The 22,931-nt window shown below is 73.3% G+C and carries 26 protein-coding genes; 2 read left to right on the top strand and 24 right to left on the bottom strand.

Annotation, left to right across the window (positions count from 1 at the left end; all coding sequences use genetic code 11):
- Nucleotides 1–8 precede the first annotated feature (8 nt).
- The 18 genes from ANAE109_RS22095 to ANAE109_RS22180 form a co-directional block, all read right to left on the bottom strand.
- Entirely contained in the window at nucleotides 9–341 is a 333-nt protein-coding gene (locus ANAE109_RS22095; RefSeq protein ID WP_012099125.1) for a SaoD/DsrE family protein, read from the bottom strand.
- Complete coding sequence (locus tag ANAE109_RS22100; protein WP_234945210.1) at nucleotides 338–724, bottom strand: iron-sulfur cluster assembly scaffold protein; 387 nt, start codon at nucleotides 722–724, stop codon at nucleotides 338–340. The genes ANAE109_RS22095 and ANAE109_RS22100 overlap by 4 nt, the downstream gene beginning before the upstream one ends.
- Nucleotides 725–771: 47 nt before the next feature.
- Complete coding sequence (locus tag ANAE109_RS22105; RefSeq protein WP_012099128.1) at nucleotides 772–1,233, bottom strand: hydrogenase maturation protease; 462 nt, start codon at nucleotides 1,231–1,233, stop codon at nucleotides 772–774.
- 3 nt (nucleotides 1,234–1,236) lie between these two features.
- Nucleotides 1,237–2,733 carry a Ni/Fe hydrogenase subunit alpha gene (locus ANAE109_RS22110; protein ID WP_012099129.1) on the bottom strand — a complete coding sequence of 499 codons (1,497 nt, stop codon included), beginning with the start codon at nucleotides 2,731–2,733 and terminating at the stop codon, nucleotides 1,237–1,239.
- A complete protein-coding gene (locus ANAE109_RS22115) occupies nucleotides 2,730–4,196 on the bottom strand; it encodes a hydrogenase iron-sulfur subunit (RefSeq protein ID WP_012099130.1) in 1,467 nt (488 codons plus the stop codon). The genes ANAE109_RS22110 and ANAE109_RS22115 overlap by 4 nt, the downstream gene beginning before the upstream one ends.
- 3 nt (nucleotides 4,197–4,199) lie before the next feature.
- Nucleotides 4,200–6,149 carry an FAD-dependent oxidoreductase gene (locus ANAE109_RS22120; RefSeq protein ID WP_012099131.1) on the bottom strand — a complete coding sequence of 650 codons (1,950 nt, stop codon included), beginning with the start codon at nucleotides 6,147–6,149 and terminating at the stop codon, nucleotides 4,200–4,202.
- A 17-nt stretch (nucleotides 6,150–6,166) separates the two neighbouring features.
- Nucleotides 6,167–6,394 (bottom strand): sulfurtransferase TusA family protein, encoded by a 228-nt coding sequence (locus tag ANAE109_RS24495; RefSeq protein ID WP_234945211.1) that lies wholly within the window; start codon nucleotides 6,392–6,394, stop codon nucleotides 6,167–6,169.
- Nucleotides 6,395–6,566: 172 nt separating this feature from the next.
- A complete protein-coding gene (locus ANAE109_RS22130) occupies nucleotides 6,567–7,025 on the bottom strand; it encodes a PTS sugar transporter subunit IIA (protein WP_012099133.1) in 459 nt (152 codons plus the stop codon).
- A gap of 168 nt (nucleotides 7,026–7,193) precedes the next feature.
- Nucleotides 7,194–7,751, bottom strand: a complete 558-nt coding sequence (gene hpf / locus ANAE109_RS22135; protein ID WP_012099134.1) for a ribosome hibernation-promoting factor, HPF/YfiA family — start codon at nucleotides 7,749–7,751, stop codon at nucleotides 7,194–7,196.
- A 204-nt stretch (nucleotides 7,752–7,955) separates the two neighbouring features.
- Nucleotides 7,956–9,461, bottom strand: coding sequence for an RNA polymerase factor sigma-54 (rpoN, locus tag ANAE109_RS22140; RefSeq protein ID WP_012099135.1), 1,506 nt, complete (start codon nucleotides 9,459–9,461; stop codon nucleotides 7,956–7,958).
- A complete protein-coding gene (gene lptB / locus ANAE109_RS22145; protein ID WP_012099136.1) occupies nucleotides 9,458–10,213 on the bottom strand; it encodes an LPS export ABC transporter ATP-binding protein in 756 nt (251 codons plus the stop codon). Before lptB ends, rpoN begins: the two co-directional genes overlap by 4 nt.
- Complete coding sequence (locus ANAE109_RS22150) at nucleotides 10,210–10,770, bottom strand: LptA/OstA family protein (RefSeq protein ID WP_012099137.1); 561 nt, start codon at nucleotides 10,768–10,770, stop codon at nucleotides 10,210–10,212. The genes lptB and ANAE109_RS22150 overlap by 4 nt, the downstream gene beginning before the upstream one ends.
- Nucleotides 10,767–11,276, bottom strand: coding sequence for a hypothetical protein (locus ANAE109_RS22155; RefSeq protein WP_085938853.1), 510 nt, complete (start codon nucleotides 11,274–11,276; stop codon nucleotides 10,767–10,769). The genes ANAE109_RS22150 and ANAE109_RS22155 overlap by 4 nt, the downstream gene beginning before the upstream one ends.
- Before the next feature lie 450 nt (nucleotides 11,277–11,726).
- Nucleotides 11,727–12,230, bottom strand: a complete 504-nt coding sequence (locus ANAE109_RS22160) for an HAD family hydrolase (protein ID WP_012099139.1) — start codon at nucleotides 12,228–12,230, stop codon at nucleotides 11,727–11,729.
- Complete coding sequence (kdsA, locus tag ANAE109_RS22165) at nucleotides 12,227–13,057, bottom strand: 3-deoxy-8-phosphooctulonate synthase (protein WP_041448626.1); 831 nt, start codon at nucleotides 13,055–13,057, stop codon at nucleotides 12,227–12,229. The genes ANAE109_RS22160 and kdsA overlap by 4 nt, the downstream gene beginning before the upstream one ends.
- A gap of 2 nt (nucleotides 13,058–13,059) precedes the next feature.
- Nucleotides 13,060–14,727, bottom strand: coding sequence for a CTP synthase (locus ANAE109_RS22170; RefSeq protein WP_012099141.1), 1,668 nt, complete (start codon nucleotides 14,725–14,727; stop codon nucleotides 13,060–13,062).
- Nucleotides 14,728–14,743: 16 nt separating this feature from the next.
- The gene (gene kdsB, locus ANAE109_RS22175; RefSeq protein ID WP_012099142.1) at nucleotides 14,744–15,478 is read right to left on the bottom strand and encodes a 3-deoxy-manno-octulosonate cytidylyltransferase; all 735 of its coding nucleotides are present in this window, start codon (nucleotides 15,476–15,478) and stop codon (nucleotides 14,744–14,746) included.
- 137 nt (nucleotides 15,479–15,615) lie between these two features.
- Entirely contained in the window at nucleotides 15,616–16,254 is a 639-nt protein-coding gene (locus ANAE109_RS22180) for an outer membrane beta-barrel protein (RefSeq protein ID WP_012099143.1), read from the bottom strand.
- Between the two features lie 164 nt (nucleotides 16,255–16,418).
- Between ANAE109_RS22180 and ANAE109_RS22185 the strand changes: the two genes are divergently transcribed.
- Together ANAE109_RS22185 and ANAE109_RS22190 are read left to right on the top strand one after the other, a co-directional pair.
- Nucleotides 16,419–17,384 carry an RluA family pseudouridine synthase gene (locus ANAE109_RS22185; RefSeq protein WP_041448627.1) on the top strand — a complete coding sequence of 322 codons (966 nt, stop codon included), beginning with the start codon at nucleotides 16,419–16,421 and terminating at the stop codon, nucleotides 17,382–17,384.
- Nucleotides 17,381–17,743 (top strand): hypothetical protein, encoded by a 363-nt coding sequence (locus tag ANAE109_RS22190; protein ID WP_012099145.1) that lies wholly within the window; start codon nucleotides 17,381–17,383, stop codon nucleotides 17,741–17,743. Before ANAE109_RS22185 ends, ANAE109_RS22190 begins: the two co-directional genes overlap by 4 nt.
- A gap of 720 nt (nucleotides 17,744–18,463) precedes the next feature.
- Here ANAE109_RS22190 and ANAE109_RS22195 read toward each other — a convergent pair.
- The 6 genes from ANAE109_RS22195 to rplU form a co-directional block, all read right to left on the bottom strand.
- Nucleotides 18,464–19,657 (bottom strand): PLP-dependent aminotransferase family protein, encoded by a 1,194-nt coding sequence (locus ANAE109_RS22195; protein WP_012099146.1) that lies wholly within the window; start codon nucleotides 19,655–19,657, stop codon nucleotides 18,464–18,466.
- A gap of 49 nt (nucleotides 19,658–19,706) precedes the next feature.
- Nucleotides 19,707–20,309, bottom strand: a complete 603-nt coding sequence (locus ANAE109_RS22200; RefSeq protein ID WP_012099147.1) for a 1-acyl-sn-glycerol-3-phosphate acyltransferase — start codon at nucleotides 20,307–20,309, stop codon at nucleotides 19,707–19,709.
- A 62-nt stretch (nucleotides 20,310–20,371) separates the two neighbouring features.
- Complete coding sequence (locus ANAE109_RS22205; protein ID WP_012099148.1) at nucleotides 20,372–21,091, bottom strand: RNA methyltransferase; 720 nt, start codon at nucleotides 21,089–21,091, stop codon at nucleotides 20,372–20,374.
- Nucleotides 21,088–22,149: a GTPase ObgE gene (gene obgE, locus ANAE109_RS22210; RefSeq protein WP_012099149.1), complete on the bottom strand. Its 1,062-nt coding sequence runs from the start codon at nucleotides 22,147–22,149 to the stop codon at nucleotides 21,088–21,090. Before obgE ends, ANAE109_RS22205 begins: the two co-directional genes overlap by 4 nt.
- 145 nt (nucleotides 22,150–22,294) lie before the next feature.
- Nucleotides 22,295–22,552, bottom strand: coding sequence for a 50S ribosomal protein L27 (gene rpmA / locus ANAE109_RS22215; protein ID WP_012099150.1), 258 nt, complete (start codon nucleotides 22,550–22,552; stop codon nucleotides 22,295–22,297).
- A gap of 32 nt (nucleotides 22,553–22,584) precedes the next feature.
- Nucleotides 22,585–22,890 carry a 50S ribosomal protein L21 gene (gene rplU / locus ANAE109_RS22220; protein WP_041448628.1) on the bottom strand — a complete coding sequence of 102 codons (306 nt, stop codon included), beginning with the start codon at nucleotides 22,888–22,890 and terminating at the stop codon, nucleotides 22,585–22,587.
- Between the last annotated feature and the right edge of the window lie 41 nt (nucleotides 22,891–22,931).

Consider the following 22,931-nt stretch of genomic DNA (forward strand, 5'->3'; position numbering starts at 1 on the left):
GGTCCCTGCTACAGCGTGATGACCTGATCCACCTTCGCCCCCGCGAGCGCGGCGTAGAGATCCGGGAAGCAGCCGATGGGGATCCCTTCGATGAGCCTGTCGGCGATGGCGCGCTGGTAGCAGCACTGGTCGCAGCCCATGAGCAGCATGCCGCTCCTGCGCGCGATGGCCGCGAGCCGCTCGCCGGTGGGGTTTCCGCGGACGAGCAGGTAGTTGTTGTCCACGAAGAAGAACATCCCCACCACGTCCGCGCCGTGCCGGCCCTCCTCGAGCTGCGGGACGATCATCTTCTCGAGGACGAAGGAGGCGTTCGGGGTGGAGAACACGTAGGCGACGTTCATCCGGGCTCCTCCGGTTCGAGCGTGGCGGCGCGGAGCGCCGCGGCGACGAGGTCCGCGCGGACGAGGTGACCGGGGTGGACGCCCGCGAGCGAGGCCCGCAGGCGCTGCGCGTCGAGCGCCGCGGGCGGCAGCCCCGCCTCGAGCGCGGCGCAGGCCACCTCTGCGTAGGCGATGAGCGAGGCGCAGCTCGTCGCGCGAAAGCGGGCGCGGACGATCCGGTCCCCCTCGGTCCAGAGCCCCAGCGCCACCAGGCGATCGCCGGCCGCCGCGCGGCCGACGCGGGTCGCGCCGTCGAGCGGGCCGGCGTGCGCGGGGTCGGAGAGGCAGTCGGCGACGGTCGGCATCGGCACGGTGTGATGCCCGAGCGAAGGCGGTCTCGCCACCCGATCTTCGACGCCCGCGCGGGCCGGTCTCGCGGCGCCGCGGACCGTCACGGTGCGGCGAGCGCCGCCGCCGCCCGCCGCACGGCGGCGACGGCAGCGGGGATCGCCGCGGCGACCGCGGGCGTGAGCCCCTCGCCCACCTCGTCGAGCTCCAGCGCCTCGACGGCCACCACCTCGATGCGCGACGGGACGGGCGCGCCGGCGGCCGCGGCGCGGGCGAGCGCCGAGGGCAGGCCGATGGCGTGGGGCGACGGCCCCTCGGGCGCGTGGAGCGCGTCGAGCGGGAAGGCGAGGACCGTCCCGGGCGCATGCGCGGCGGTCCGCACCGCGTCCACCACCACGACCCGGTCGAAGCCCTCCATGTCGTCGAGCAGGTAGAGGCCCGCGGCGGCGCTGCGCCGGACGACGATCCCGGCCACGGGGTTCCGGTCGAGGGCGTCCGCGACGTGGAGCGCCACCGCGTCGTCGCGGCGCAGCGCGTTCCCGAGGCAGAGGACGAGGACCTCCAAGGCTCACCCCCGCTGCCGATCGTCCTCTTCGGGGACGCGGCGGCGGATCACCTCGCGCACCGCGCCGTCCGCCCCGCGCACGGTGACGACGAGCGGCAGCTCTCCCGGGAGCGCGTGCGACGCGCAGGCGTTGCAGGGGTCGTAGGCGCGGAACGCCATCTCGAGCTGGTTCAGGAGGGCGGGATCGACCTTCCCGTTCCGGATGAGCCCGCGCGCCGCCTTGCGCACCGAGATCTGCACCGGGGCGGCGTTGTGCTGCGAGGCCACCACCAGGTTCGCGGCGGTGAGGAGCCCGCTCGCGTCCGCGGCGAAGTGGTGGATGAGCGTCCCGCGCGGCGCCTCCACCACCCCCACGCCCTCGCTCGGCCCCGCGAGCGGCGCGGGCACCGTCCGCACCTCGCGCGCCTCGAGGTCGGGATCGGCCGCGAGCGCCTCGATCGCCTCCGCCGCCTGCAGCGCCTCCACGAGGCGCGCCCAGTGGAACGCCAGGGTCTGGTGCGCTGGCCAGCCGAGCGCGTCGAACAGCCGCTGCCGCTCCGCCTCGGCGAGCGGGGTCGCCATCTCCCGCGCCACGTTCAGCCGCGCGAGCGGGCCCACGCGATAGAGCCCGCTGTCGTCGCCCTCGGTGAACCCGGTCCAGCCCTTCGCCTTGAGGAACGTGAGCTTCGCGTAGGTCCAGGGCTCGACCCGCTCGGCGAGGTGGAGGAGCCAGTCCCTCGGCGCGAAGCGCGCGAGCTCGCCGCCCCGCGGATCCACGATCCGCAGCACCCCGTCGAGGAAGGTGAGCCGCCCCGCCTCGTCCACCATGCCCATCGAGTGGCAGCGGACCCGGTACATCTCGCTCGAGAGCGCCTCGCCGTACTCGCCGCTCCCGAGCACCGCGGCGCGGAACGACTCGAGCGTGTCGGCCGCGAACCGGACGAGCCCGGGCGCGAGCTCTCGCGCGCGGCGGACGGTGTCGGGGTCGAGCGGCCGGGAGACGCCGCCCGGCAGCGCGAACACCGGGTGGATGGTCCGCCCGGCGATCGCGGCCATGAGCTCGCGCGCCTCCTTGCGCGCGCCGAGGATGCGCCGGCCGAGGTCCGCGCCGACCTTCGCGAGGACGCCGACGATGCTCCGCATGGGCGCGGGCGCCGACGAGCCGGCGTAGAAGTCCGGCCCGCCCATGTACCAGTAGTGGAGGAGGTGGTCCTCGAAGATGAAGAGGTTGTAGTAGAGCGCCTGGATCTTCCGCGCCGCGGCGGGGGGGACGACGCCGTACATCGCGTCGAGCGCCCGCGCCGCGGCGAGGTGGTGGGCCGCGGGGCACACGCCGCAGACGTGGGCGGTGAGCTGCGGCATCTCCTCCGCCGGCCGCCCCACGCAGAACCGCTCGAACCCGCGCAGCTCGGGCACCTGCAGGAACGCGCTCTCGGCGTTCCCGTCCGCGTCGAGGAAGACCTCGATCTTGCCGTGGCCCTCGAGGCGCGTGATCGGGTCGATGGTGATCCGGCGCGTCATCCCTCGCCCTCCTCGCCGGCGGGCCGCACGCGCGCGGGCACGAGCCCGGCCGCGTACGAGTAGCGCCAGAAGGTCCCGGCGGGATCGGGCAGCGCCTCGGCGAGGGCCCGCAGCTCCGCCTCGCCCCCCGCGAGCAGCGACGCGAAGGCGGACAGCATCGCCGCCCCGGGGTCTCGCACGCCGTCGAGCGGCCCGAAGCAGCCGCGGCACGGCATGCCGGCCTCGACGCAGCCGGGCTGGCAGCCCTGGCGCGTCGCCGGCCCCAGGCAGACGAGCCCCTGCGCGAGGAAGCAGCGCTCCGGATCGACGGGCGAGGTGGCGAGGCGCCGGAGCGCGGTCACCTCGAGCCGCTCCGGGCGCGATCCCTTGCGCGGACAGCTCTCGCAGAGGGCGGCGTCGGGGGCGAGCACCGCGCCGCGCGGCGGCGGCGCGTCGCCCAGCAGCGCGTCGAGCGCCGCCTGGACGAGGGCCGGCGAGGGCGGGCAGCCCGGCACGGTGTAGTCGACCGGCACGACGTCGGCGAGCGGGAGCGCGCGCGGGAGGAGCACCGGCAACGACGGCGCGCGCCCGTCGCCGCCGCCGCCCGGGAGCGGCGCGCCGGGGTTCGAGACGGACGCGGGGAGCCGGTAGGCGGCGTCGAGGATCTCCTCCGGGGTGGCCAGGTTGCCGAGGCCGACCACGCCGCCCATGTGGGCGCAGGCGCCGAACGACACGAGCACGCGCGCCTTGCGGCGCAGCAGGCGCGACCAGTCCTCCTGCTCGTCGAGCCGCACCGCGCCGTTCACGAACGCGACGTCGATCCCACCGTCGGGCAGCGCCTCGACGTCCGCGCGCTTGTGATCGAGCGCCACGGGCCAGAGGACCACCTCGACGCGGTCGAGCAGGGCCGGGAGCCCCTCGCCGAGGTCCACCACGGCCTCCTCGCAGCCGCCGCAGGAGGCGTTCCAGTAGAAGGCGACGCGAGGCTTGCCGGGCGCGCGGGGCGGCAGCGGCGCCGGCACGTCGAACGCGGCGGGCGCAGGCCGCACCTCCTCCGCGGCCGCGGCGAGGGCGCGTTCGGGGTAGCGGAGAGGCCCGAGCGCTCGCAGCGCCCCGGTCATCTCGCGCACGGTCGCGGCGAAGCGCTCGCCCTCGGCGGCGCTCGCCCAGGCGACGCGGAAGCGCGCCGGCTCGATGCCCGCCTGCTCCAGCGCGCGCACGAGCACCGCGTGGCGCGCCGCCGCGCGGAGGTTGCCGTCGAGGTAGTGGCAGTCGCCGGGGTGGCAGCCCGCGACGAGCACGCCGTCGGCTCCCTCCCGGAACGCCTGCAGCACGAAGGCCGGCTCGACCCGACCGGTGCACATGACGCGCACGGTGAGGAGGCTCTGCGGGTACTCGAGGCGCGCCTGGCCGGCGCGGTCGGCGGCGGAGTAGGCGCACCAGCTGCACAGGAACGCGACGATGCGGGGCTCGCGGGGCGGCACGCGCTACTCCCCGCCCGCGGGCGCCGCGCGGAGCAGCGCGCTGATCTCCGCCGCGATCTGCGCGCCGGTGAATTGGGGCGCGCTCGCCGCCCCCGCCGGGCAGGCCGCCACGCAGGTGCCGCAGCCGCGGCAGAGCACCGCCGCCACCACCGCCGGGCCGGTCGGCGCTTCGAGCGAGATGGCGCCGAAGGGGCAGGTCGAGGCGCAGACGGCGCAGCCGCTGCACCGGGCCGCGTCGATGTCCGCGGCGAACGGCTCGAGGGGGATCCGGTCGCCCGGGGCGAGCGAGGAGAGCACGAGCCCGGCCGCCGCCGCGCCGTCGCGGATCGCCTCCCGTATGGAGCGCGGCCCCGCGGCGGCCCCCGCCACGTAGATCCCCGCGAGCCGGGTGGCGGTGGGCTCGAAGGGGCTCGCGCCGCGCTCCGCGACGAAGCCGCGCTCGTCCACCTCGAGGCGCAGCAGCTTCGCCAGCGCGGCCGCGCCGTCCGAGGCGAGCGCGGGCGCGTGGATCGCGACGAGGTCGGCCGTGCGCGTGCCGCCACCGGAGAGCCGCGCCCGCACGCCCTCGGCGCAGGCCTCCAGCGAGCCGGGGTCGAGCGCGCCGGCGAGGAGCTCCACGCCCGCCGCCGCGAGCGCGACCCCGCGGCGGCCTGCGCCGGGGAGCCGCTCCAGCCCACCCGCGATGGCGAGCCTCGCCCCCGGCAGCTTCGCGCGGAGCCGGGCGGCGAGCTTCAGGATCTCCTCCACCGCGAGCGCCCCGTCCTCCTCGGCCGCGGTGGTCGCGAGCAGCACGGATCGCGGGAGGCGGCCGTGCGCGCCGCGCACCTCGCCGCCGGTGGGGCCGTCCGGGTGCAGCATCCGCTCGAGCGCGTACGTCGAGACCACGCCGTCCGGTCCGTCCACCGCGCCGGGGCGCATGCCGGTGGCGATCACGATCGCGCCGGCGCTCACCTCACGCGTCCGCGCCGGCTCGTCGAGGCGCACCGCGCCGAACGGGCAGGCGCGGGCGCACGCGTCGCAGGCCTCGCCCGCGGCCCGCAGGCAGGCGGCGGCGTCGATGGCCGAGGCGTGCGGGAGCGCGCCCGGGTAGGGGACGCCGATCGCCTTGCGCGCGGGGCCGCCGTCGGGGTCGGGGCGCGAGGCGGGGCAGGCCGCGCTGCACGCCCCGCAGCCGAGGCACGCCGCCGGGTCGACGCCGCGCGAGCGGACCGCGAGCTCGACCTCGAAGCGGCCGTGGGCACCGCGCACGCGGCGCAGCTCCGCGCCGGTCAGCACCTCGATCCGCTCGGAGTGGAGCACCTCGTCGAGCACCGGCTCCATGAAGCAGCTCGCGCACTCGCCCGCGGGGAAGATCTCGTCGAGCCGGTTGGCGAGCCCCCCGATGGCGAAGGAGCGCTCGACGAGGACCACCCGCCGATCGCGGCGTGCGAGGGCGCGCGCCGCCGCGACGCCGGCCGCCCCGCCGCCCACCACGATCACGTCCGGCGACGCCGCCACGTCGCACGGGGGGATCGGCCAGTGGAGCCGGACGCGCGCGAGCCCCGCCGCGACGAGCCTGCGCGCCCGCTCGGTGGCGGCGCCGGGAGCTCCTCCCACCCACTCCACCTGCTCGCGCAGGTTCACGAGCTGCAAGTGCTCGGGCGAGCGGCCGGCCGCGGCGAGCACCGCGCGGAAGGTCGCCTCGTGCTCGCGGGGCGAGCAGGCGCCGACCACCACCCGCTCGATCCCACGGTCGTGGATCCGCGCGGCGAGCCAGGCCCTGCCCTCCGGCGAGCAGAGCACGTCGTGCACCGCCACGTCCCGGGCGCCTGGCCAGGCGGCCGGTTCACCGAGCGATCCGAGCCGCACCAGCGCGCCGAGGTTCGGGCCGCAGCGGCAGAGATAGATGCCGGTGGGGCGCTGCTCCGCCTCGGAGGTGGCCGCCGACGGGCCCGGCTGCCGCGCCTTGCTCACTCGGTCGCTGCGATCGCTCAGTACTGGATCTGGATGACGACCTTCTGGCCGTCCGGCCGCACGGAGAGGAGCGTCTTCTTGCGCCGCTCGCAGAACGTCCGGATGTCCTTCTCGAACGTCGGGCAGTCGCCCACGATTTCCACCACCGTGCCGGCCGTCGTCTCCGCGGTCTCGACGGCCAGCTTCAGCACGGGCTGAGGGCAGCGCATCCCGGAGCAGTCGATCCGGAAGAAGTTCTGGGCCACTGGATGCGTTCTCCTTGCGGGGCGGCGGCGGGGCCCGGACGTCCGGCGCGTGCGCGCTGGATGGGCCGGCGCGACATTACCCACGGGCATTCGACGTGGTCAAACGATGGCGAACCGTGGGTACGTGAGGGGTGCGCGCCGCCGCACACCGCGCGCTCGCCCGCCTGCCCGCTCAGTACTTCGCGTCCTCGGTCTCGATGAGACCGAAGATCTCCTCGGCGGACGAGGCGCGCATGAGCGCGTCGCGGAAGGTGGCGTTCTTGAAGATCCGGCTGATGCGGGCGAGCGCCTTGAGGTGCGCGCCGGCCGAGTTCTCGGGCGCGAACAGGGTGAAGAAGAGGTGCGTCGGGCGGCCGTCGATCGCGCGGAAGTCGATGCCCTGCGTCGAGCGCCCGAAGGCGGCGATGAGGCCGGGCAACCCCGGCACCTTCCCGTGCGGGATGGCGACGCCCTCGCCGATCCCCGTCGAGCCGAGCTTCTCGCGCTCGAGCAGCGTCTCGAGGAGGCGCTGCCCGTCGACCTTGTAAGCGGCCGAGAGCGGCCGGCAGAGCTCGGCGAGAGCCGCCTGCCCGGTCTGGCCGGAGAGGCTCGCGATCACGGCGTCGGGCCGCAGGAACTCGACGATCTTCATGGGGAACCGGCGTCAGCTAACACAGGTGGCAACGCGTGGGCAAGACGGCAAGCGGAGCCTCTCCTCACGCCACCTCGCGCCGCCTGCCGCCGTCGCGCCACCGGCGCGAGGAGCGGTCCCGAGGCGGCTCCGCGCCCGGCCGGGCGCGGAGCCATCGGACGCGACGAGCTAGCTCGGGCGCGCCTCGATGAGGCCGAAGCCCCCGTCGTCGCGCCGGTAGACCACGTTCACCGCGCGGTCCTCGGCGTTCTGGAACACGTAGAACTTCGCGTCGAGCAGCTCGAGCTGGAGGATCGCCTCGTCCACGCTCATCGCCCGCGCCTGGAACTTCTTGCTCTTCACCACCCGGTGGCTCGGACGCTCGGGGTGCTCGAGGATGTCGAGCACGTCGTGCCGGACGTCCACCGGGGCCCAGGGCGCCGGCGTGCCGTTCGACTTGTAGTGGTTCGTGAGCTTCTCCTTGTGCTTCTTCAGCTGCCGCTCGATCTTGTCGGCCGCCTGGTCGATGGACGCGTACATGTCCGCCGAGCGGGCGGTGCCCCGCAGCAGGAATCGTCCGGCCTTCACGGTGATCTCGGCGTGGTGGTCGAGGTTCTCGACGTGCAGGACCGCGTGCGCCTCACTCGGCCGGTCGATGTAGCGCTGGACGTGCTCGACACGGCCTTTGACGTGAGACTTCAGCGCTTCGGTGGGCTCGAGGTGCCGGAAGGTGATGTTCACCTGCATTGACCGCCTCCTGTGGAGGACCGCAGAAAATGCTTCGGCCGCGGGCCGGCGGGACCTGAGTCCACCGGAGCCGCGGCCGTCGCCGATGTTGCCCACGCTGGCAACATGCTCATGCCAATCATAACAGAGCCCCGCCGGAAGGCATGCCCCCCCGGCCCGCGGCGCGCGCTCTTCGGGGGCGTCGCCGGCCCGGCGCGGCGATCCCTAGAAATACTTCTTGCGCTTCGAGGAGGGGAGGATCCCCAGCACCTCGCGGTACTTCGCGACGGTGCGGCGCGCGATCTCGATCCCCTGGCCCTTGAGGATCTCGACGATCCGCTGGTCGGAGTGCGGGTGCTTCGGGTCCTCGGCGGCGACGATCTGCTTGATGTGGTTCTTGACCGCCTCGCTGGCGATCTCGTCCCCGCCCGTCCGGTTGATGGCCGAGTTGAAGAAGAACTTGAGCTCGTAGATGCCCTGCGGCGTGTGCACGTACTTGTTCGTCGTGACGCGCGACACCGTGGACTCGTGCATGCCGATGTCCTCCGCCACGTCGCGGAGGATGAGGGGCTTCAGGTAGGCGATGCCCTTGTCGAGGAACTCGCGCTGGAACTTCACGATCGACTCGGTGACCTTGTAGATCGTGCGCTGCCGCTGGTGGATGGAGCGGATGAGCCACACCGCGCTGCGGAGCTTGTCCTGGATGTACTCCTTCGCCTCGCCGGCCTGCCCGTTCTTGAGGGCCGCGCGGTACATCCCGCTGATGCGCAGCTTCGAGAGCCCGTCGTCGTTGAGGACCGTGACGTACTTGTCCCCCATCTTGTGGACGTAGACGTCGGGGGTGATGTACTGCGCCTCCTCGCCCGAGTAGGCGCGGCCGGGCTTCGGCTCCAGGCGGCTGATCACCTTCACCGCCTTCACGACCTCCTCGACGGTGATCTTGAGATCCTTGGCGATGGCCCCGTAGTTCTTCGACTCGAGGTGCCGCAGGTGCCGCTCGATGATCGCCACGATCTCGGGCGTGTCCGCGTTCAGGTGGCGCACCTGGTTCAGCAGGCACTCGCGCAGGTCGCGCGACGCGATCCCCACCGGATCGAGCGCCTGGACCTTCTTCAGCACGCCTTCGGCGAACTCGATGCCCACGGCCGCCTCGAAGGACACCCGGACGAGGGGATCGCGCGTGGCCGACTCCTCGCTCTCGCCCTCGACCGGCGGCATCTTGAAGTAGCCGTCCTCGTCGAGGTTCCCGATGATGAGCATCGCGACGCGCTCCTCGTCCTCGGTGAGGTGCGAGAGGCGGAGCTGCCAGACGAGGTGATCGACGAGATCCGTCTTCTTGGTGAGCGTCGCCTCGTACCCCGGCAGCTCCTCGTCGGTGAGGCCGCGGTTCGAGGGGGCGGTGTGTCCCTGGAGCTGGTAGTGGTCGAGGTACTGGTCCCAGTCGATCTCGTTCGCGCCCTCCTCGCCCTTCACCTCCTCGGCCTTCTCCGCCTCCTTGTGCTGCGGCTCCGCCTCGAGCTGCGCCTGCTCCGTCGGGCTCGCGCCCTCGGCGCGCGACTCCTCCTCGCCCTCGGCCGGATCCTCGAGGAGGGGGTTCTCGGTGAGCTCGGTGCGGATGAGGTCCACGAGCTCCATGCGCGAGAGCTGCAAGAGCTTGATGGCCTGCTGCAGCTGGGGGGTCATCACCAGCTGCTGGGTCATCTTGAGGTGCTGCTTCAGCTCGAGGCTCATCGCCGCTCCATGGCCGGAGCGTCGTCCAGCCTGAACTTCTCACCGAGATAGACCGCCCGCGCCTTCGGGCTCGCGGCGATCTCGGCGGGCGTGCCCGCCTCCAGGATCGCGCCCGCGGACAGGATGTACGCGCGCCCGCAGATCCCGAGCGCCTCGCGCACGGCGTGGTCCGTGATGAGCACGCCGATGCCGCGATCGCGCAGGGACCCGATGAGCCGCTGCAGCTCGCCCACCGCGATCGGATCGACCCCCGCGAACGGCTCGTCGAAGAGGATGTACTTCGGGCTCGAGAGGAGGCTCCGCGCCACCTCGGCGCGCCGCCGCTCGCCGCCCGAGAGCTGCTCGCCGAGGCTCTCCGCCACCTTCTCGAGCCGGAACTCGGCGAGGAGCGCGTCGGCGCGCCGCTCCCGCTCGGCGCGTCCGACCCCGAGCGCCTCGAGGACGCCGGTGAAGTTCTGGCGCACCGTCAGCCGCCGGAAGATGGACGCCTCCTGCGGCAGGTAGCCGACGCCGAGCCGCGCCCGCCGGTGCATGGGCTCGCGGGTGAGGTCGAGGTCGCCGAGCGACACCCGGCCGCCGTCCGGCGTCACGAGCCCCACCACCATGTTGAACGAGGTGGTCTTGCCCGCGCCGTTGGGCCCGAGGAGCCCGACCACCTCGCCGGGGGCGACGTGGAAGGACACGCCGTCCACCACGCGGCGGCCGCGGTAGCTCTTCACGAGCCCCTCGGCGCGGAGGAGCTCCGCCGTCACGGTGTGCCTCCCTTGCGCCGCTCCTCGAGCTGGCGGCGGCGGGCGTCGACCTCGCCGCCCGGCAGGACCAGCCGCGCCCCCTCGAGCCGCGCCTTGTCGATCTCGAGGTCGTAGACGAGGCGCGTGCCGCTCGCCTCGCTCGGCCCGTCCCTCAGCACCGGGTTCCCCTCGCACACGAGCCGCGCCGCGGCCGCCTCGTAGGTCGCCTTCTCGCAGGTCACGAGCCGCTCGCCGCGCTCGAAGCGGACGTCGCCCGAGCAGACCGCGCGGGCGATCTCGCCGCGCGCGTCGTTCGTCGCGACGAGCCGCCTGCAGGTGAGCCGCGCGTCGCCGCGCGTGAGGACGACGGGCGTCCGCTTCCCGGTGAAGATCACCTCGCGCTTCTGGAAGACGTACTCGAGCTCGTCCGCGTCGATGTGGACCTTCGCCTCGCCCGCGACCGTCGCGACGGGGCTGCGCGAGGCCGCGCTCGATGGGCGCCTGGGCTTCGCGGCGGTGGCCGGCGCCGCCGGAGCCGCGGCGAGCGCGGCGAGGGCGAGGAGGGCGGCGAGCGTCATGGCGCCCCGCGCCCGGCTTCCAGGTGGGCGCCTCCCTCGATCACGATCTTGCCGAGCTGGGGGTCGAGGGTGAAGCGAGGCCCGTCGAGCCGGTACCCTTCCCCCTCCACCACGACGGGCTCGTCGCCGCGCACCAGACCCGCGCCGTCGGGCGAGGGCTCGTACCGGGCGCTGGCCGTCCGCGCGACGTCGCCGCGGCTGCTCACCACCACCCCGCCGGTGGCCGAGAAGACGCGGGTGGTGAGCATCCCCTCCCCTCGCTCGGCGGAGATGCGGACCGGGGCACCCTCCCCGGGCAGGACGGCGACGAGCTCGCGGGCCGTGACGCGCGTCGAGTCCCTGCGCAGGGTGGCCGTGGTGGCCTCCCCGGACGCGCGGAGCTCCTCGCCGCGGAACACGTGGAATCGTACCCCTTCGAGCTTCAGCTCCGGCGCCACCTGTGCAGCCTCCGTCGATCGCTTCGAGCCGCATCCCGGCAGGGCCAGGAGGCAGGCGGCGAGCGCCATCGCTCGCCCTATCCATGTGGAAAACCGCGGAAACGGTAGCATTCTTTCCCAACCCGATCGACGGGCACACACCTTGCTATGCGGGGCGGTGGCTAGGCGCCGGACAATTCAACGGTTTTGGGCATCGTGCTTGCTTGCTGCGCCGCGGCAGCCTCACCGACCGGGACGCGTCTTCAGGGCTCGTGCACCCACATCCACCCCTGGAGGCTACCCGGATGGACGCCTCCCGGGCGTGCGAGCAGGCCTCCGACAGCCAGAGCGCTCCGCGAGCGGGGCCGGAGCGAAGGGACCGATCGCGCGCGGCGGGCAGCGGCCGTGAGAGGAGCCGGAGGGCTGCGCGCACCAGCGCACACCGCACGCTCGCTCGATCCGCTGGCGCAGCGGGACCGTCATGGCGTCCGGAACCTAGCACGGGATTCGGGGCTACCGGCAGCCCCGCGGACGGCCCGGCTAGACGGGAATGTTCCTCGCCGCGAGCAGCAGATCGCACAGCTCGCGCACCGCCCCGCGGCCGCCCGGCGCGGACGTGACGAGGTGCGCGGCCGCCCTCGCCTCCGGGCGCGCGTCGGCGGGCGCGGCGGCGAGCCCGACGCGCCGCAGGAGCGCCACGTCGTTCACGTCGTCCCCCATGTACGCGACCGCCTCGTCCGGCAGCCCCAGGTGCGCGAGCCGGGCGTAGCCCTCGAGCTTGTCGCGCTCCCCGAAGATGAGGTGCTTGAAGCGGAGCTCCTGGAGCCGCACCTGGGTGGCCTTGCCGGGGCGGCCGGAGATGACGCCGAAGTCCACGTGATCGCGCAGCAGCACGATGCCGTGCCCGTCGCGCACGTCGAAGGCCTTCAGCGCCTCGCCCTCGGGCCCGTACCAGATCCGCCCGTCGGTGAGGACGCCGTCCACGTCGAGGAGGACGAGCCGCACGCGCGCGGCGCGCGCGAGGAGGTCGTCCGGGGTGCTCACGGCTGCCCCAGCGCCCGCCGGACGGCGAGCACGTCGGCGAGGAGCCGGTCCGCCATGTCGAAGTCGAGCGAGTTCGGCCCGTCCGACCTCGCCACCGCCGGGTCCTCGTGGATCTCGCAGAAGAGCGCGTCGATGCCGACCGCCGCCGCCGCGCGCGCGAGCGGCGCCACGTACTGCCGCTCGCCGCCGGTGGTGTCGCCCCCGCCGCCGGGCAGCTGCACCGAGTGCGTGGCGTCGAGGCACACCGGCACGCCCAGCTCGCGCATGATGACGAGGCCGCGCATGTCCACGACCAGGTTGCCGTAGCCGAAGGTCGCGCCGCGCTCGACCAGGAGCACGTTCTCCTGCCCCGCCTCGCGGCACTTCGCCACCGCGTGGCGCATCTCCTTCGGCGCGAGGAACTGGCCCTTCTTCACCGACACGCTCTTGCCGTGGCGCGCGCAGGCGAGGACGAGGTCCGTCTGGCGGCACAGGAAGGCCGGGATCTGGAGCACGTCCACGACGCGCCCGGCCGGCTCCGCCTGCCAGGGCTCGTGCACGTCGGTGGTGCAGGGGAGCCCGGTCTCGCGCTTCACCGCCTCGAAGGCGGCGAGCCCCTTCTCGAGCCCGACGCCGCGGTAGCTCTTGCCCGAGGAGCGGTTCGCCTTGTCGAAGCTCGCCTTGAACACGGCGGGCAGGCCGTGCCGCTCCGCGAGCGCCTTCACCTTGCGTGCATGAGCGAGCGCGTGCGCCTCCGACTCCATCACGCACGGCCCGGCGATGAGGAGCAGCCGCCGGCCGTCCCCGACCTCGTGCCCGCCGATGCGGGCCAGCACCCGATCGGCCATCGCTAGACGTTCTTCCCGACGGGCAGCTTGGTCACCGCCGCGCGGCGATCCGCCTGCTGGTCGCGCTGCTCGCGCGCGGCGTGCACGAAGCCGGCGAAGAGCGGGTGGGGGGCGAAGGGCTTCGACTTGAACTCCGGGTGGAACTGGCAGCCCACGAAGTGCGGGTGGTTGTTCAGCTCGATCATCTCGACGAGGTTCAGCTCCGGGTTCGTGCCGGAGAACACCATCCCGGCCCCCTCGTACTGGGCGCGGTAGGCGTTGTTGAACTCGTAGCGGTGGCGGTGGCGCTCCTGGACGAGGTCCACGCCGTACAGCTCGCGCGCCTTGGTGCCGTCCTTGAGCGCGCACGGGTACGTCCCGAGCCGCATGGTCCCGCCCTTGTCGGCGACCGCCTTCTGGGCCTCCATGAGCGTGACGACCGGGTGCGGCGTCTGCTCGTCGAACTCGAGCGAGTTCGCGCGCTCCAGGCCCAGCACCGAGCGGCCGAACTCGATGACCGCCATCTGCAGGCCGAGGCAGATCCCGAAGAACGGGATCTTGTGCTCGCGCGCGTGGCGGACGGCGAGGATCTTGCCCTCGGTGCCGCGCACGCCGAAGCCGCCCGGAACGAGGATGGCGTCCACCTGGTTGAGCTCGCTGAGGTCGCCCTCCTCGAGCTTCGTCGAGTCGATGAACACCTGCTTCACCCGCACGTCGGCGCCGATGCCGCCGTGCACGAGCGCCTCGTTGAGGCTCTTGTAGCTCTCGTGCAGCTCGACGTACTTGCCCACCACCCCGACGCGCACCTCGCCGTGCTTGGGCGCCTTCACCTTCTGGACGATCTGCTCCCACTTGTCGAGGCGCGGGGCGCGGCTCCAGATGTTGAAGAGCTCGGCCAGCTTGTCGTCGAGCCCCTCCTTGTGGAGCGAGAGCGGCACCTCGTAGATCGACTTCACGTCGAGCGCGGTGAAGACCGCGGACGGATCGACGTTGCAGAAGAGCGCGATCTTGTCCTTCATCTCGCGCGCGATCTCGCGGTCCGAGCGGCAGAGCAGGAGGTCGGGCTGGATGCCGATCTCGCGCAGCTCCTTCACCGAGTGCTGGGTGGGTTTGGTCTTGAGCTCGCCGGCGGCGGCGATGAACGGCACGAGCGTGAGGTGCGCGTAGACCGCGTTCTCCTCGCCCACGTCGTACTTCATCTGCCGGATCGCCTCGAGGAACGGCAGCGACTCGATGTCGCCGACCGTACCGCCGACCTCCACGATGAGGATGTCGACGCCGCCGGCGGCCTCCCGGATCACCGCCTTGATCTCGTCGGTGATGTGGGGGATGACCTGCACGGTCTTCCCGAGGTACTCGCCGCGCCGCTCGCGCTGGATGACGTTCGAGTAGATGCGCCCGGTGGTGTAGTTGTTCTTCCGGGTCATCTTGGCGCTGGTGAAGCGCTCGTAGTGCCCGAGGTCGAGGTCCGTCTCCGCGCCGTCGTCGGTGACGTAGACCTCGCCGTGCTGGAACGGGCTCATCGTCCCGGGATCGACGTTGATGTACGGGTCGAGCTTGAGGTGGGTGACCTCGAGCCCCCGGTTCTCGAGGAGCGCCCCGATGGACGCGGCCGCGAGGCCCTTCCCGAGCGAGCTCACCACGCCGCCCGTGACGAACAGGTACTTGGTCTTCTTGCCCCGCTTCACCATCCGTGTCCCCTTCCCATCACTCACGCGGACCGGCGGCGAGCAGCGCCCGCGCCCGGTCGAGGTCCTCCGGCGTGTCGATCCCGAACCCCCGGTACGCGGTGTCGGCCACGCGGATCCTATGTCCATGCTCGAGCGCACGCAGCTGCTCGAGCGACTCCTCCGCCTCGAGCCGCCCGGGCGGCAGCGCGGCGAACTCCTGGAGGAACGCGGCGGTGAACGCGTAGATGCCCACGTGCGCGCGGGCGAGCGCGCTCACGCCGCCCGCCCGGCGGTGCGGGATCGGCGCGCGCGAGAAGTACAGCGCGTCACCGTGCCGGTCCGTCACCACCTTCACCACCTGCGTCCGCTCGAGCTCCTCCGGCTCCAGCGGGCGGGCGAGCGTCGCCATCTCCACGCCGCCTTCCATCGCGCGGACGAGCGTCTCGATCGCCTCCGGCTCGATGAGCGGCTCGTCGCCCTGCAGGTTGACCACCACGTCCGGCGAGGGCATGAGCTTGCGGGCCGCCTCCGCCACCCGGTCCGTCCCGGTGCTCGCCGGGCCGGTCAGGATCGCCGCCGCGCCGGCCGCCTCCGCCGCGGCCGCGATGCGCGCGTCGTCGGTCGCCACCGCCACGGCGTCGACGCCACGCGCCCGCCGGGCCCGATCGACCACATGGGCGATCAGGGGCTGGCCTGCCAGATCGGCGAGGGGCTTCCCGGGGAAGCGCTGGGCTCCGAACCGGGCCGGGATGATGACTGCGACGCGTCTCAAACCGGGGCGCCAACGTACGGGAAGGACGGCACCCCGTCAACGCCCGCCCGCAAGCGATCGATCTCGCGCCGGAAATGCACGAGCGCCCCGGCGCTCGCTCGAGCGGCGGGGCGCGACGGCGCTCGTGGCGGGCGGCGCTAGTACCAGTCGAAGCCGGCGTAGAGCATCCAGAACTGCGAGCCCTCCGGGTCGAGGTCGCTCGAGCCGTAGAACTGCTTCGACGCGTCGAGGTTGACCGTCAGGTTGAACTGCTTGCCGAGCCAGAACGCGTAGCCGAGGCCGCCCAGGATGTTCGTGCCGCCGTAGGTGTCGGTGACGTCGTCGAGCCCGTCGTCGTACGCGAGCGACAGCGCCGAGAGCCCGAGCCCGCCGCGCACGAAGAAGCCCCGCTCCATCGGGAAGAACGTCGCGACCGCGTCGTAGTTGGTGATCTGGGTGGCCGTCGTCACGCCGCCGCCGCTCGCCTGCGCACGAGCGGCGGTGATGTCGAAGCCGAGGAGGAGGCGGGGGGTGACGGTCCAGCCGACCTTGAAGTTGAGCCCGATGCGCGTCGGGTCGCGATCGAAGTTCATCTCGTTGAAGGACAGGCTCTCGCCCTGACCGGACACGCTCCCGTCGCCGAAGCCGACGCCGAAGCCGATGTACCAGCCGTCGCGCTGCTGCGAGCGCGGGTAGTAGGGAGCCGCGCCGCTCGACGACGGCTGGGGCGGAGCGGGGACGTCCTGGGCGGCGACCGCGAGCGGGAGCGCGACGAGCAGCGCGAGCAGCTTCCTCATGGATCTCTCCTTGGTTGGGAAGGGGGCGTCCGAGCGAGCGTAGCCTTTCCCGCCGTTCCAAGTCACGTTCGGGGCGTGTGCGGGAGAGTGAGCCTCCGGAGACGGGCCGGCGCGCGAGCTGGCGGCTGGGCGCGCGAAGCGGACACCTTTGCTATGGTCCGCCCGTGCCCGAGGTCGTCCGCGTCCGCTTCACCGTCGAGCCGAACTACGCAGGCTGGCGGCTCGATCGCTACCTGCAGGAGAAGATCCGGCGGCTCTCGCGCGAGCGGGTGCAGCGGCTCATCGAGACCCGCCTGGAGGCCGAGGACGGACGGCGGCTCAAGCCGTCGACGCGGGTCGTGGCAGGGCTCGCCTTCGCGCTCCTCAAGGACGCCGAGCCCGAGCCCGATACGCCGCAGGTCTTCGACGTCGTCCACGACGACGGCGCGCTCCTCGTGGTGGACAAGCCCGCCGGCCTGCCGGTCCATCCGACCGCGCGCTACTCCGCGAACACGTTCACCTCGCTCGCGCGGGCGCGCTTCCCGGACCGCAAGGTGGACCCGGCCCACCGGCTCGACCGCGAGACCTCCGGGCTCCTCGCCTGCGGGAGCGCGCCGGAGTGGACCTCGCGCATGAAGCGCGACTTCGCCCAGGGCCGCGTGAAGAAGACCTACCTCGCCATCGCCGAGGGCGCGCCGCGGGAGGACACCTTCACGGTGGACGCGCCGCTGGCGCTCACCGGCGCCTCGGCCGTGCGCGTCCGCATGCACGTCGACGCGGGCGGGCTCGCCTCGGCGACCGACTTCGAGGTGCTCGCCCGGCGCGTGCTCGCGGGCGGCGTCCCCGTCGCGCTCCTCGCGTGCCGGCCGCGCACCGGGCGCCAGCACCAGATCCGCGCGCACCTCGCGCACGCGGGGCTCCCCATGGTCGGCGACAAGATCTACGGGCCCGACGAGAACATCTTCGACCGCTTCACCCGCCACGCCCTCACCGACGAGGATCACGCGCGCCTGCGGCTGCCGCGCCACGCCCTGCACGCGTGGCGGCTCGAGCTGCCGCACCCGCGCACGCGCGAGCCGGTCGGTCTGGAGTCGCCGCTGCCGCCCGATCTGGCGACGTTCTGGGGCGGCTGTCGCGAGGAGGCCGCGTGAACGCGTACGACTTCCCCGGGCTCGTCGGCGGCGTCGCCGGCGCATGGCTGTTCTTCCTCGGGACGCTGCTCGCCGTGGGCGCCGGCCTACGGCTGGCCTGGCTCGCGAGGCGGCCCGGCAAGGGGCGCCTCGCGCGCGGGCTCGTGGCGGCGGGCGCCACGCTCTCCGCCGCGGGCATCGCGCTCTTCTGGGCCGCGGAGCGGAGCGCCCTCAAGCGCGAGATCGATCTCCTCGCCCCGTGGATCGCGGTCCTCGCCGTGGCGCTCGGCGCGTTCGCCGCCGTCTGGATCTCGCGGCGGCCGGCGGCGACCGCGCGCCCGACGAACGCAGGAGCAGCCGCTGACCGCCCGGAGGTGTGAGGTCGGGGGCGAGGCCGGGGTGTTTGTCATTCGTCACATCGGCTCGCGCTGGACTCCGGACGAGGTGCCGACCGCGCGACCGTGGTGGGCACGCACGAGGGAGCAGTACGAGCAAGGGAAAGCGGGCTACGAGGGGCCGGAGGGGCGGCGTCGCCGCGCGTCCGCCGCGTCGCCGGAAGGCGCTGCGGTCGGCATGGCCCCCGTTCCGCCGACCGCGGTCACGTTGCCCACAAGCCCTGCTGAATGGCAGCTGGGGCGGTGTTCTTGGAGTGCCGTTCGCCCTGAGCCTGTCGAAGGGCGAGCGGCGTCCCGCTCGTGGTTCGACAAGCTCGCCACGAGCGGTCGTTAGGCGGGCGGCTTCGAGATCCTCAGCCAGCGATAGCTCTTGCGAGCGACGCGAGTCCCAGTTGCGGGGTGAACGTTGCCCTCTTGAGCGCGCCGGTCCTCGGGGGGCGTGGCGATGATGGAGAGGTCGCGCACCGAGGTTCGAGGCGAAACGCGCTCACACGTCTTCGGCGCGTCGAGAAAGACAGCAGATACCGTAAGTGAATGTCGCGAGACATTGCGCGACCTTCCTCGGACCTGCTCTGCCCGCTCGTCCAGTCCTCGCGCCGACGGCGATGAAGACCCGCCGGTGCGATGCGCGACGCGGGTCGAGGTCGAGGGGTCGGGGTCGGTCGGCGGGAGCGCCGGACCGCCCGGAGCGGGCCCGGCGCCGTCCTACCCGCGCCACCGCTCGAACGCGCGTGCGAGCCGCGCGACGCCCTCGGCGATCCGCGCAGGGGCGCTGTGCGTGAAGTTGAGCCGGAGCGTGTCCTTCCCCTCGCCCTCCCGGTGGAACTCGCCGCCCGGCACGAAGGCGAGCCCCTCCGCGAGCGCGTGGGTGAGGAGCTCGGCCGCGTCGCCTCCCGCGGCGATGCGCGCCCAGAGGAACATGCCGCCGCCGGGGCGATTCCACGACAGCCGATCTCCCATCGTCGCCGCGAGCCCACCCTCGAGCGCGTCGCGGCGAGCGCGATACTCGCGCCGGAGACCCTCGACGTGGCGCGCGAACCCGTCCTGGCCGAGCAGCTCGAAGAGCAGGTGCTGCCCGAGCGTGTTGGTCTGGAGGTCCGTCGCCTGCTTCGCGAGGACGCCGCGGCGGACGATGGCGGGCGGCCCCAGCAGGAAGCCGACGCGCAGGCCCGGGACCGCCGTCTTGGAGAAGCTGCCGAGGTACACGGCGCGCGCGGGGTCGTGTCCGAGCACGACGGGCGGGGGCGGCGCCGCGTCGAACCAGATGTCGCGGTACGGATCGTCCTCGAGCACGATCACGTCGGAGCTCCGGAGGACCTCGCGCACCTCGCGCCGGCGCGCCTCCGGGTAGCAGAGGCCGCTCGGGTTCTGGAACGTGGGGGTGAGGTAGAGGAGCTTCGGGCGCCGTCGGAGCGCGTCCGCGAGCGCGTCGGGCCGGAGCCCGTCCGCGTCGCAGGGCAGGAACGTGACGCGCGCCCCGAAGAAGCGGAACACCTGGACCGCGCCGAGATAGGCGGGCGTCTCGACGAGGACCTCGTCGCCGGGATCGAGGAACAGCTTCGCGAGGAGATCGAGCCCCTGCTGCGAGCCCTGCGTCACGAGGATCCCGTCGTCTCCGAACGCGCTCGCAGGGAACGGCACCCGCCCGAGGATGCGCGCGCGCAGTCCCTCGTGCCCCTCCGTCTCCGCGTACTGGAGCGCCGCCGGCCCGCGGGGCGAGACGAGCAGCTCCCGCGCGAGCGAGGCGAGGGCCTCGGTCGGGAAGAGCTCGGGTGCGGGCAGGCCCCCGGCGAACGAGATGACGTCGGGCCGCGCGACGACGCGCAGGATCTCCCGGATGGCGGAGCTCCTCAGCGAGGCCACGCGCGCGGCGAAGGCGTAGTCGGGGGCGTTCGTCATGGCGGGAGTCTACGCGAGTCGGCCCGCGGTCGCGGCAGGTCGCGGGCGCCTACCGCCGCTCGCGAAACCGGATCGCGCTCGCCTGCGCCGGCCGCTTCCCGGCCTTCCCCGCGTAGAAGGCGCGGATCCGCTGGAGGTCGGCCGCCTCGTCGCCGGTCATCGTCACGTAGGTGTCGAGGCCCACCCGGCGGGCTCTCCAGTCGATGTAGCCCAGCCCCACCGGCGCCCCGGCCTCCAGGGCGAGCCGGTAGAAGCCGGACTTGAGGTGGTCCCGGTACGCCCGCGTGCCCTCGGGCGCGATCGCGAGCCACATCCGCGGGCGGCGACGGAGCTCCTCGGCGAGCGCGCCGACGAACCCCCGCGGCGCGCGCCGGTCCACGGGGATCCCTCCCATGCGGCGGAAGAGCGGCCCGAACGGCCCCCGGAACAGCGTGTCCTTCCCGACGAAGCGCAGCGGCAGCCCCGAGGCCAGCTTCGCGAGGTAGCCGACCACGAAGTCCCAGTTCGAGGTGTGGGGGTAGACGATGATGATGCACCGCGGCCCGGGGGGCGGGACGATCTCGGCGCGCCAGCCGGCGAGCGCGAGGAGGCCGCGCGCGAGGAGTCGCAGGGGGCTCGCCGTCCGGGAGCGGGGCGGATCGGGGGGGCTCATCGCGGCCGCATTGTAGGACGGCCGCGTACGCCCGGCGCGACGACGGCGGAGCGCGAGCGCGCTCAGCGGCGCCGCGCCGCGCGCCGCTCGTCGACCCGCTCGGCCTTGGCGATCCTGGCCCGCTGCTTCACCGCGAGCACGTAGAACCGCTCGCGCAGCGCCGCGGCCTCGAGCTCGGAGAGGTCGCCGTGCCGGCCGCGCTCCGCCGCGCGCCGCTCGACCGCCTTCGCGATCGAGATCGCCGCGGCGACCGACACGTTGAGCGACTGCACGAAGCCGTGCATCGGGATGACGTACACCGCGTCCGAGAGCGCGACCGCCTCGTCCGAGACGCCGCGGTGCTCGTTGCCGAACACGAGCGCCACCTTGCCCGCGAACGACAGCGCGTCCAGCGTCCTCGCGCCCTCTCCCAGGTGGGTGGCGTAGATCGCGAACCCCTCGGCCTTGAGGTGCGCGAGGCACTCGCCCGTCGAGCTCCAGCGCCGGACGTCCACCCACTTGTCCGCGTTCTGGCTGATCTTCTTGTTGCGATCGTAGGGCTTCATGGGCCCCTCGATCACGTGGAGCTCCTGGATCCCGAACGCCTCGCAGGTGCGCAGCACCGCGTTCACGTTCTGCGGATCGCAGAACGCCTCCATCACGACGGTGAGCGTGCGGGTGCGGTTCGCGACGACGGCGTCGATGCGGGCGCGGCGCTCGGGGACGAGGAACCCGGCGTCGCCGAGCCGAGGCCGCTCGTCGCCGCCCGCGGGCTCCGCCGCCGCCTCGCCGCGCCGGGTCACTTCTCCGCCCTCGGCTTTCCGAGCCGCCGGCCGCGGCCGCCGCGGCGGGGCGCCTCGGCGTAGAGGGCACGCCCGACCGCGTCCATCAGCTCGGGCATCCCCTCGCCGGTGACCGCGGAGACGAGGTGCACCTCGACCGGCTGCTTGCGGCGCGCGAACGCCTTCCTGAGCTTCTCCCCGGCGGCGCGCGCCTCGGGGACGTCGATCTTCGTGACGGCCAGGATCTGCGGCTTCTCCGCCAGCGTCGGCGAGTACAGCGCGAGCTCGCGGTTGATGGCCTCGTAGTCGGCCTTCGGTGAGCGCCCCTCCTCCGGGTTCGCGCCCTCGACGAGGTGGACGAGCACGCGGCAGCGCTCGACGTGGCGGAGGAACTGGTGGCCCAGGCCAGCGCCCTCGTGCGCCCCCTCGATGAGCCCCGGGATGTCGGCGACCACGAAGCTCCGCTCGCGCCAGGAGACGACGCCGAGGTTCGGCACGAGCGTCGTGAACGGATAGTCCGCGATCTTGGGTCGCGCGCGGGAGATGCGGCTGATGAGGGTCGACTTGCCGGCGTTCGGGTAGCCCACGATGCCGACGTCGGCGAGGAGCTTGAGCTCGAGGACGAGGTCGCGCTCCTCGCCCAGCGTGCCGTCCTCCGCGTAGCGTGGCGCCTGGTTCGTGGAGGTCGCGAAGTTCATGTTGCCGAGGCCGCCGCGGCCGCCCTTCGCCACCACGAGCCGCTCGTCCGCCGCGCCGAGGTCGGCGATCAGCTCGCCCGTCGCCGCGTCCTTCACCACCGTCCCGGGCGGCACCCGCAGGACGAGCGGCTCCCCGTCCCGGCCGTTCATGTCCGAGCCCTGCCCGTGCTCGCCGCTCTTCGCGCGGTGCTCGCGCACGTAGCGGTAGTCGAGCAGCGTCGAGAGCTGCGGGTCGACCACCAGCACGACGTCGGCGCCGTTGCCGCCGTCGCCGCCGGCCGGGCCCCCGCGCGGGATGAACTTCTCCCGCCGCCACGCCACGGCGCCGTTGCCGCCGTCGCCGGCCTTCACGTGGATGCGGACCTCGTCGACGAACTTCATGGTCGCCTTGCTAGAAATGCGAACGCCGCGGACCTGATGGCCCGCGGCGTCGACATAGGGTCACCGCTGGTCCCGACCGCTGCGATGGGCCCGAGCGGCCGCTCACCCTGAGCCTGTCGAAGGGTGAGCCCGTCGAGGCGGGAGCTCAAGCCTCCGGGAGGATGGAGACGATACGCCGATCGCCCCGGGCGCGGCTGTACTTCACCGTGCCGTCCACGAGCGCGAAGAGCGTGAAGTCCTTGCCCATGCCGACGTTCGCGCCGGGGTGGACGAGGGTGCCGACCTGGCGGACGAGGATGTTGCCCGCCACGACCTTCTCGGACCCGTAGACCTTGATGCCGCGGTGCTGGCCGGGAGAGTCACGGCCGTTGCGCGAGGAGCCTTGTCCCTTTTTGTGAGCCATTTTCTACTCCGCTGAAGCCAGAGGGGCGCGAGCTACGCGCGCACCGCGGTGATGAGGACCTCGGTGTACGGCTGCCGGTGGCCCCGCTTCTTCGTCCAGCCTTCCTTCTTCTTGCGGAAGTGGACGACCTTCTTGTGCTTGTCCTGGGCGACGATCTCGCCCTCGACCGCCGCGCCCGAGACGACCGGCGCACCGATCTTCGCCTCGCCGTCGCCGCCGACGAGCAGCACCTCGAAGCTGATCTTGCCGCCGACGTCGCCTGCGAGCTTCTCGACCTTGAGCCGATCGCCCTGCGCGACGCGGTACTGCTTCCCGCCGGTCCGAATCACCGCGTACATCGCCTTCTCCTCGAAATCTGGGAGGATTTCCCCGGCGCGCG

The organism is Anaeromyxobacter sp. Fw109-5 (assembly GCF_000017505.1).
Classification (GTDB): Bacteria; Myxococcota; Myxococcia; order Myxococcales; family Anaeromyxobacteraceae; genus Anaeromyxobacter.

Excerpts from the sequence above, each read along its gene's own strand:
- ANAE109_RS22095 (WP_012099125.1), bottom strand. The coding sequence starts at position 341 with ATGAACGTCGCCTACGTGTTCTCCACCCCGAACGCCTCCTTCGTCCTC.
- ANAE109_RS22110 (WP_012099129.1), bottom strand. The coding sequence starts at position 2,733 with ATGACGCGCCGGATCACCATCGACCCGATCACGCGCCTCGAGGGCCAC.
- ANAE109_RS22130 (WP_012099133.1), bottom strand. The coding sequence starts at position 7,025 with ATGAAGATCGTCGAGTTCCTGCGGCCCGACGCCGTGATCGCGAGCCTC.
- hpf (WP_012099134.1), bottom strand. The coding sequence starts at position 7,751 with ATGCAGGTGAACATCACCTTCCGGCACCTCGAGCCCACCGAAGCGCTG.
- rpoN (WP_012099135.1), bottom strand. The coding sequence starts at position 9,461 with ATGAGCCTCGAGCTGAAGCAGCACCTCAAGATGACCCAGCAGCTGGTG.
- ANAE109_RS22150 (WP_012099137.1), bottom strand. The coding sequence starts at position 10,770 with ATGACGCTCGCCGCCCTCCTCGCCCTCGCCGCGCTCGCCGCGGCTCCG.
- ANAE109_RS22155 (WP_085938853.1), bottom strand. The coding sequence starts at position 11,276 with ATGGCGCTCGCCGCCTGCCTCCTGGCCCTGCCGGGATGCGGCTCGAAG.
- kdsA (WP_041448626.1), bottom strand. The coding sequence starts at position 13,057 with ATGGCCGATCGGGTGCTGGCCCGCATCGGCGGGCACGAGGTCGGGGAC.
- ANAE109_RS22170 (WP_012099141.1), bottom strand. The coding sequence starts at position 14,727 with ATGGTGAAGCGGGGCAAGAAGACCAAGTACCTGTTCGTCACGGGCGGC.
- ANAE109_RS22180 (WP_012099143.1), bottom strand. The coding sequence starts at position 16,254 with ATGAGGAAGCTGCTCGCGCTGCTCGTCGCGCTCCCGCTCGCGGTCGCC.
- ANAE109_RS22195 (WP_012099146.1), bottom strand. The coding sequence starts at position 19,657 with ATGACGAACGCCCCCGACTACGCCTTCGCCGCGCGCGTGGCCTCGCTG.
- ANAE109_RS22200 (WP_012099147.1), bottom strand. The coding sequence starts at position 20,309 with ATGAGCCCCCCCGATCCGCCCCGCTCCCGGACGGCGAGCCCCCTGCGA.
- obgE (WP_012099149.1), bottom strand. The coding sequence starts at position 22,149 with ATGAAGTTCGTCGACGAGGTCCGCATCCACGTGAAGGCCGGCGACGGC.
- rpmA (WP_012099150.1), bottom strand. The coding sequence starts at position 22,552 with ATGGCTCACAAAAAGGGACAAGGCTCCTCGCGCAACGGCCGTGACTCT.
- rplU (WP_041448628.1), bottom strand. The coding sequence starts at position 22,890 with ATGTACGCGGTGATTCGGACCGGCGGGAAGCAGTACCGCGTCGCGCAG.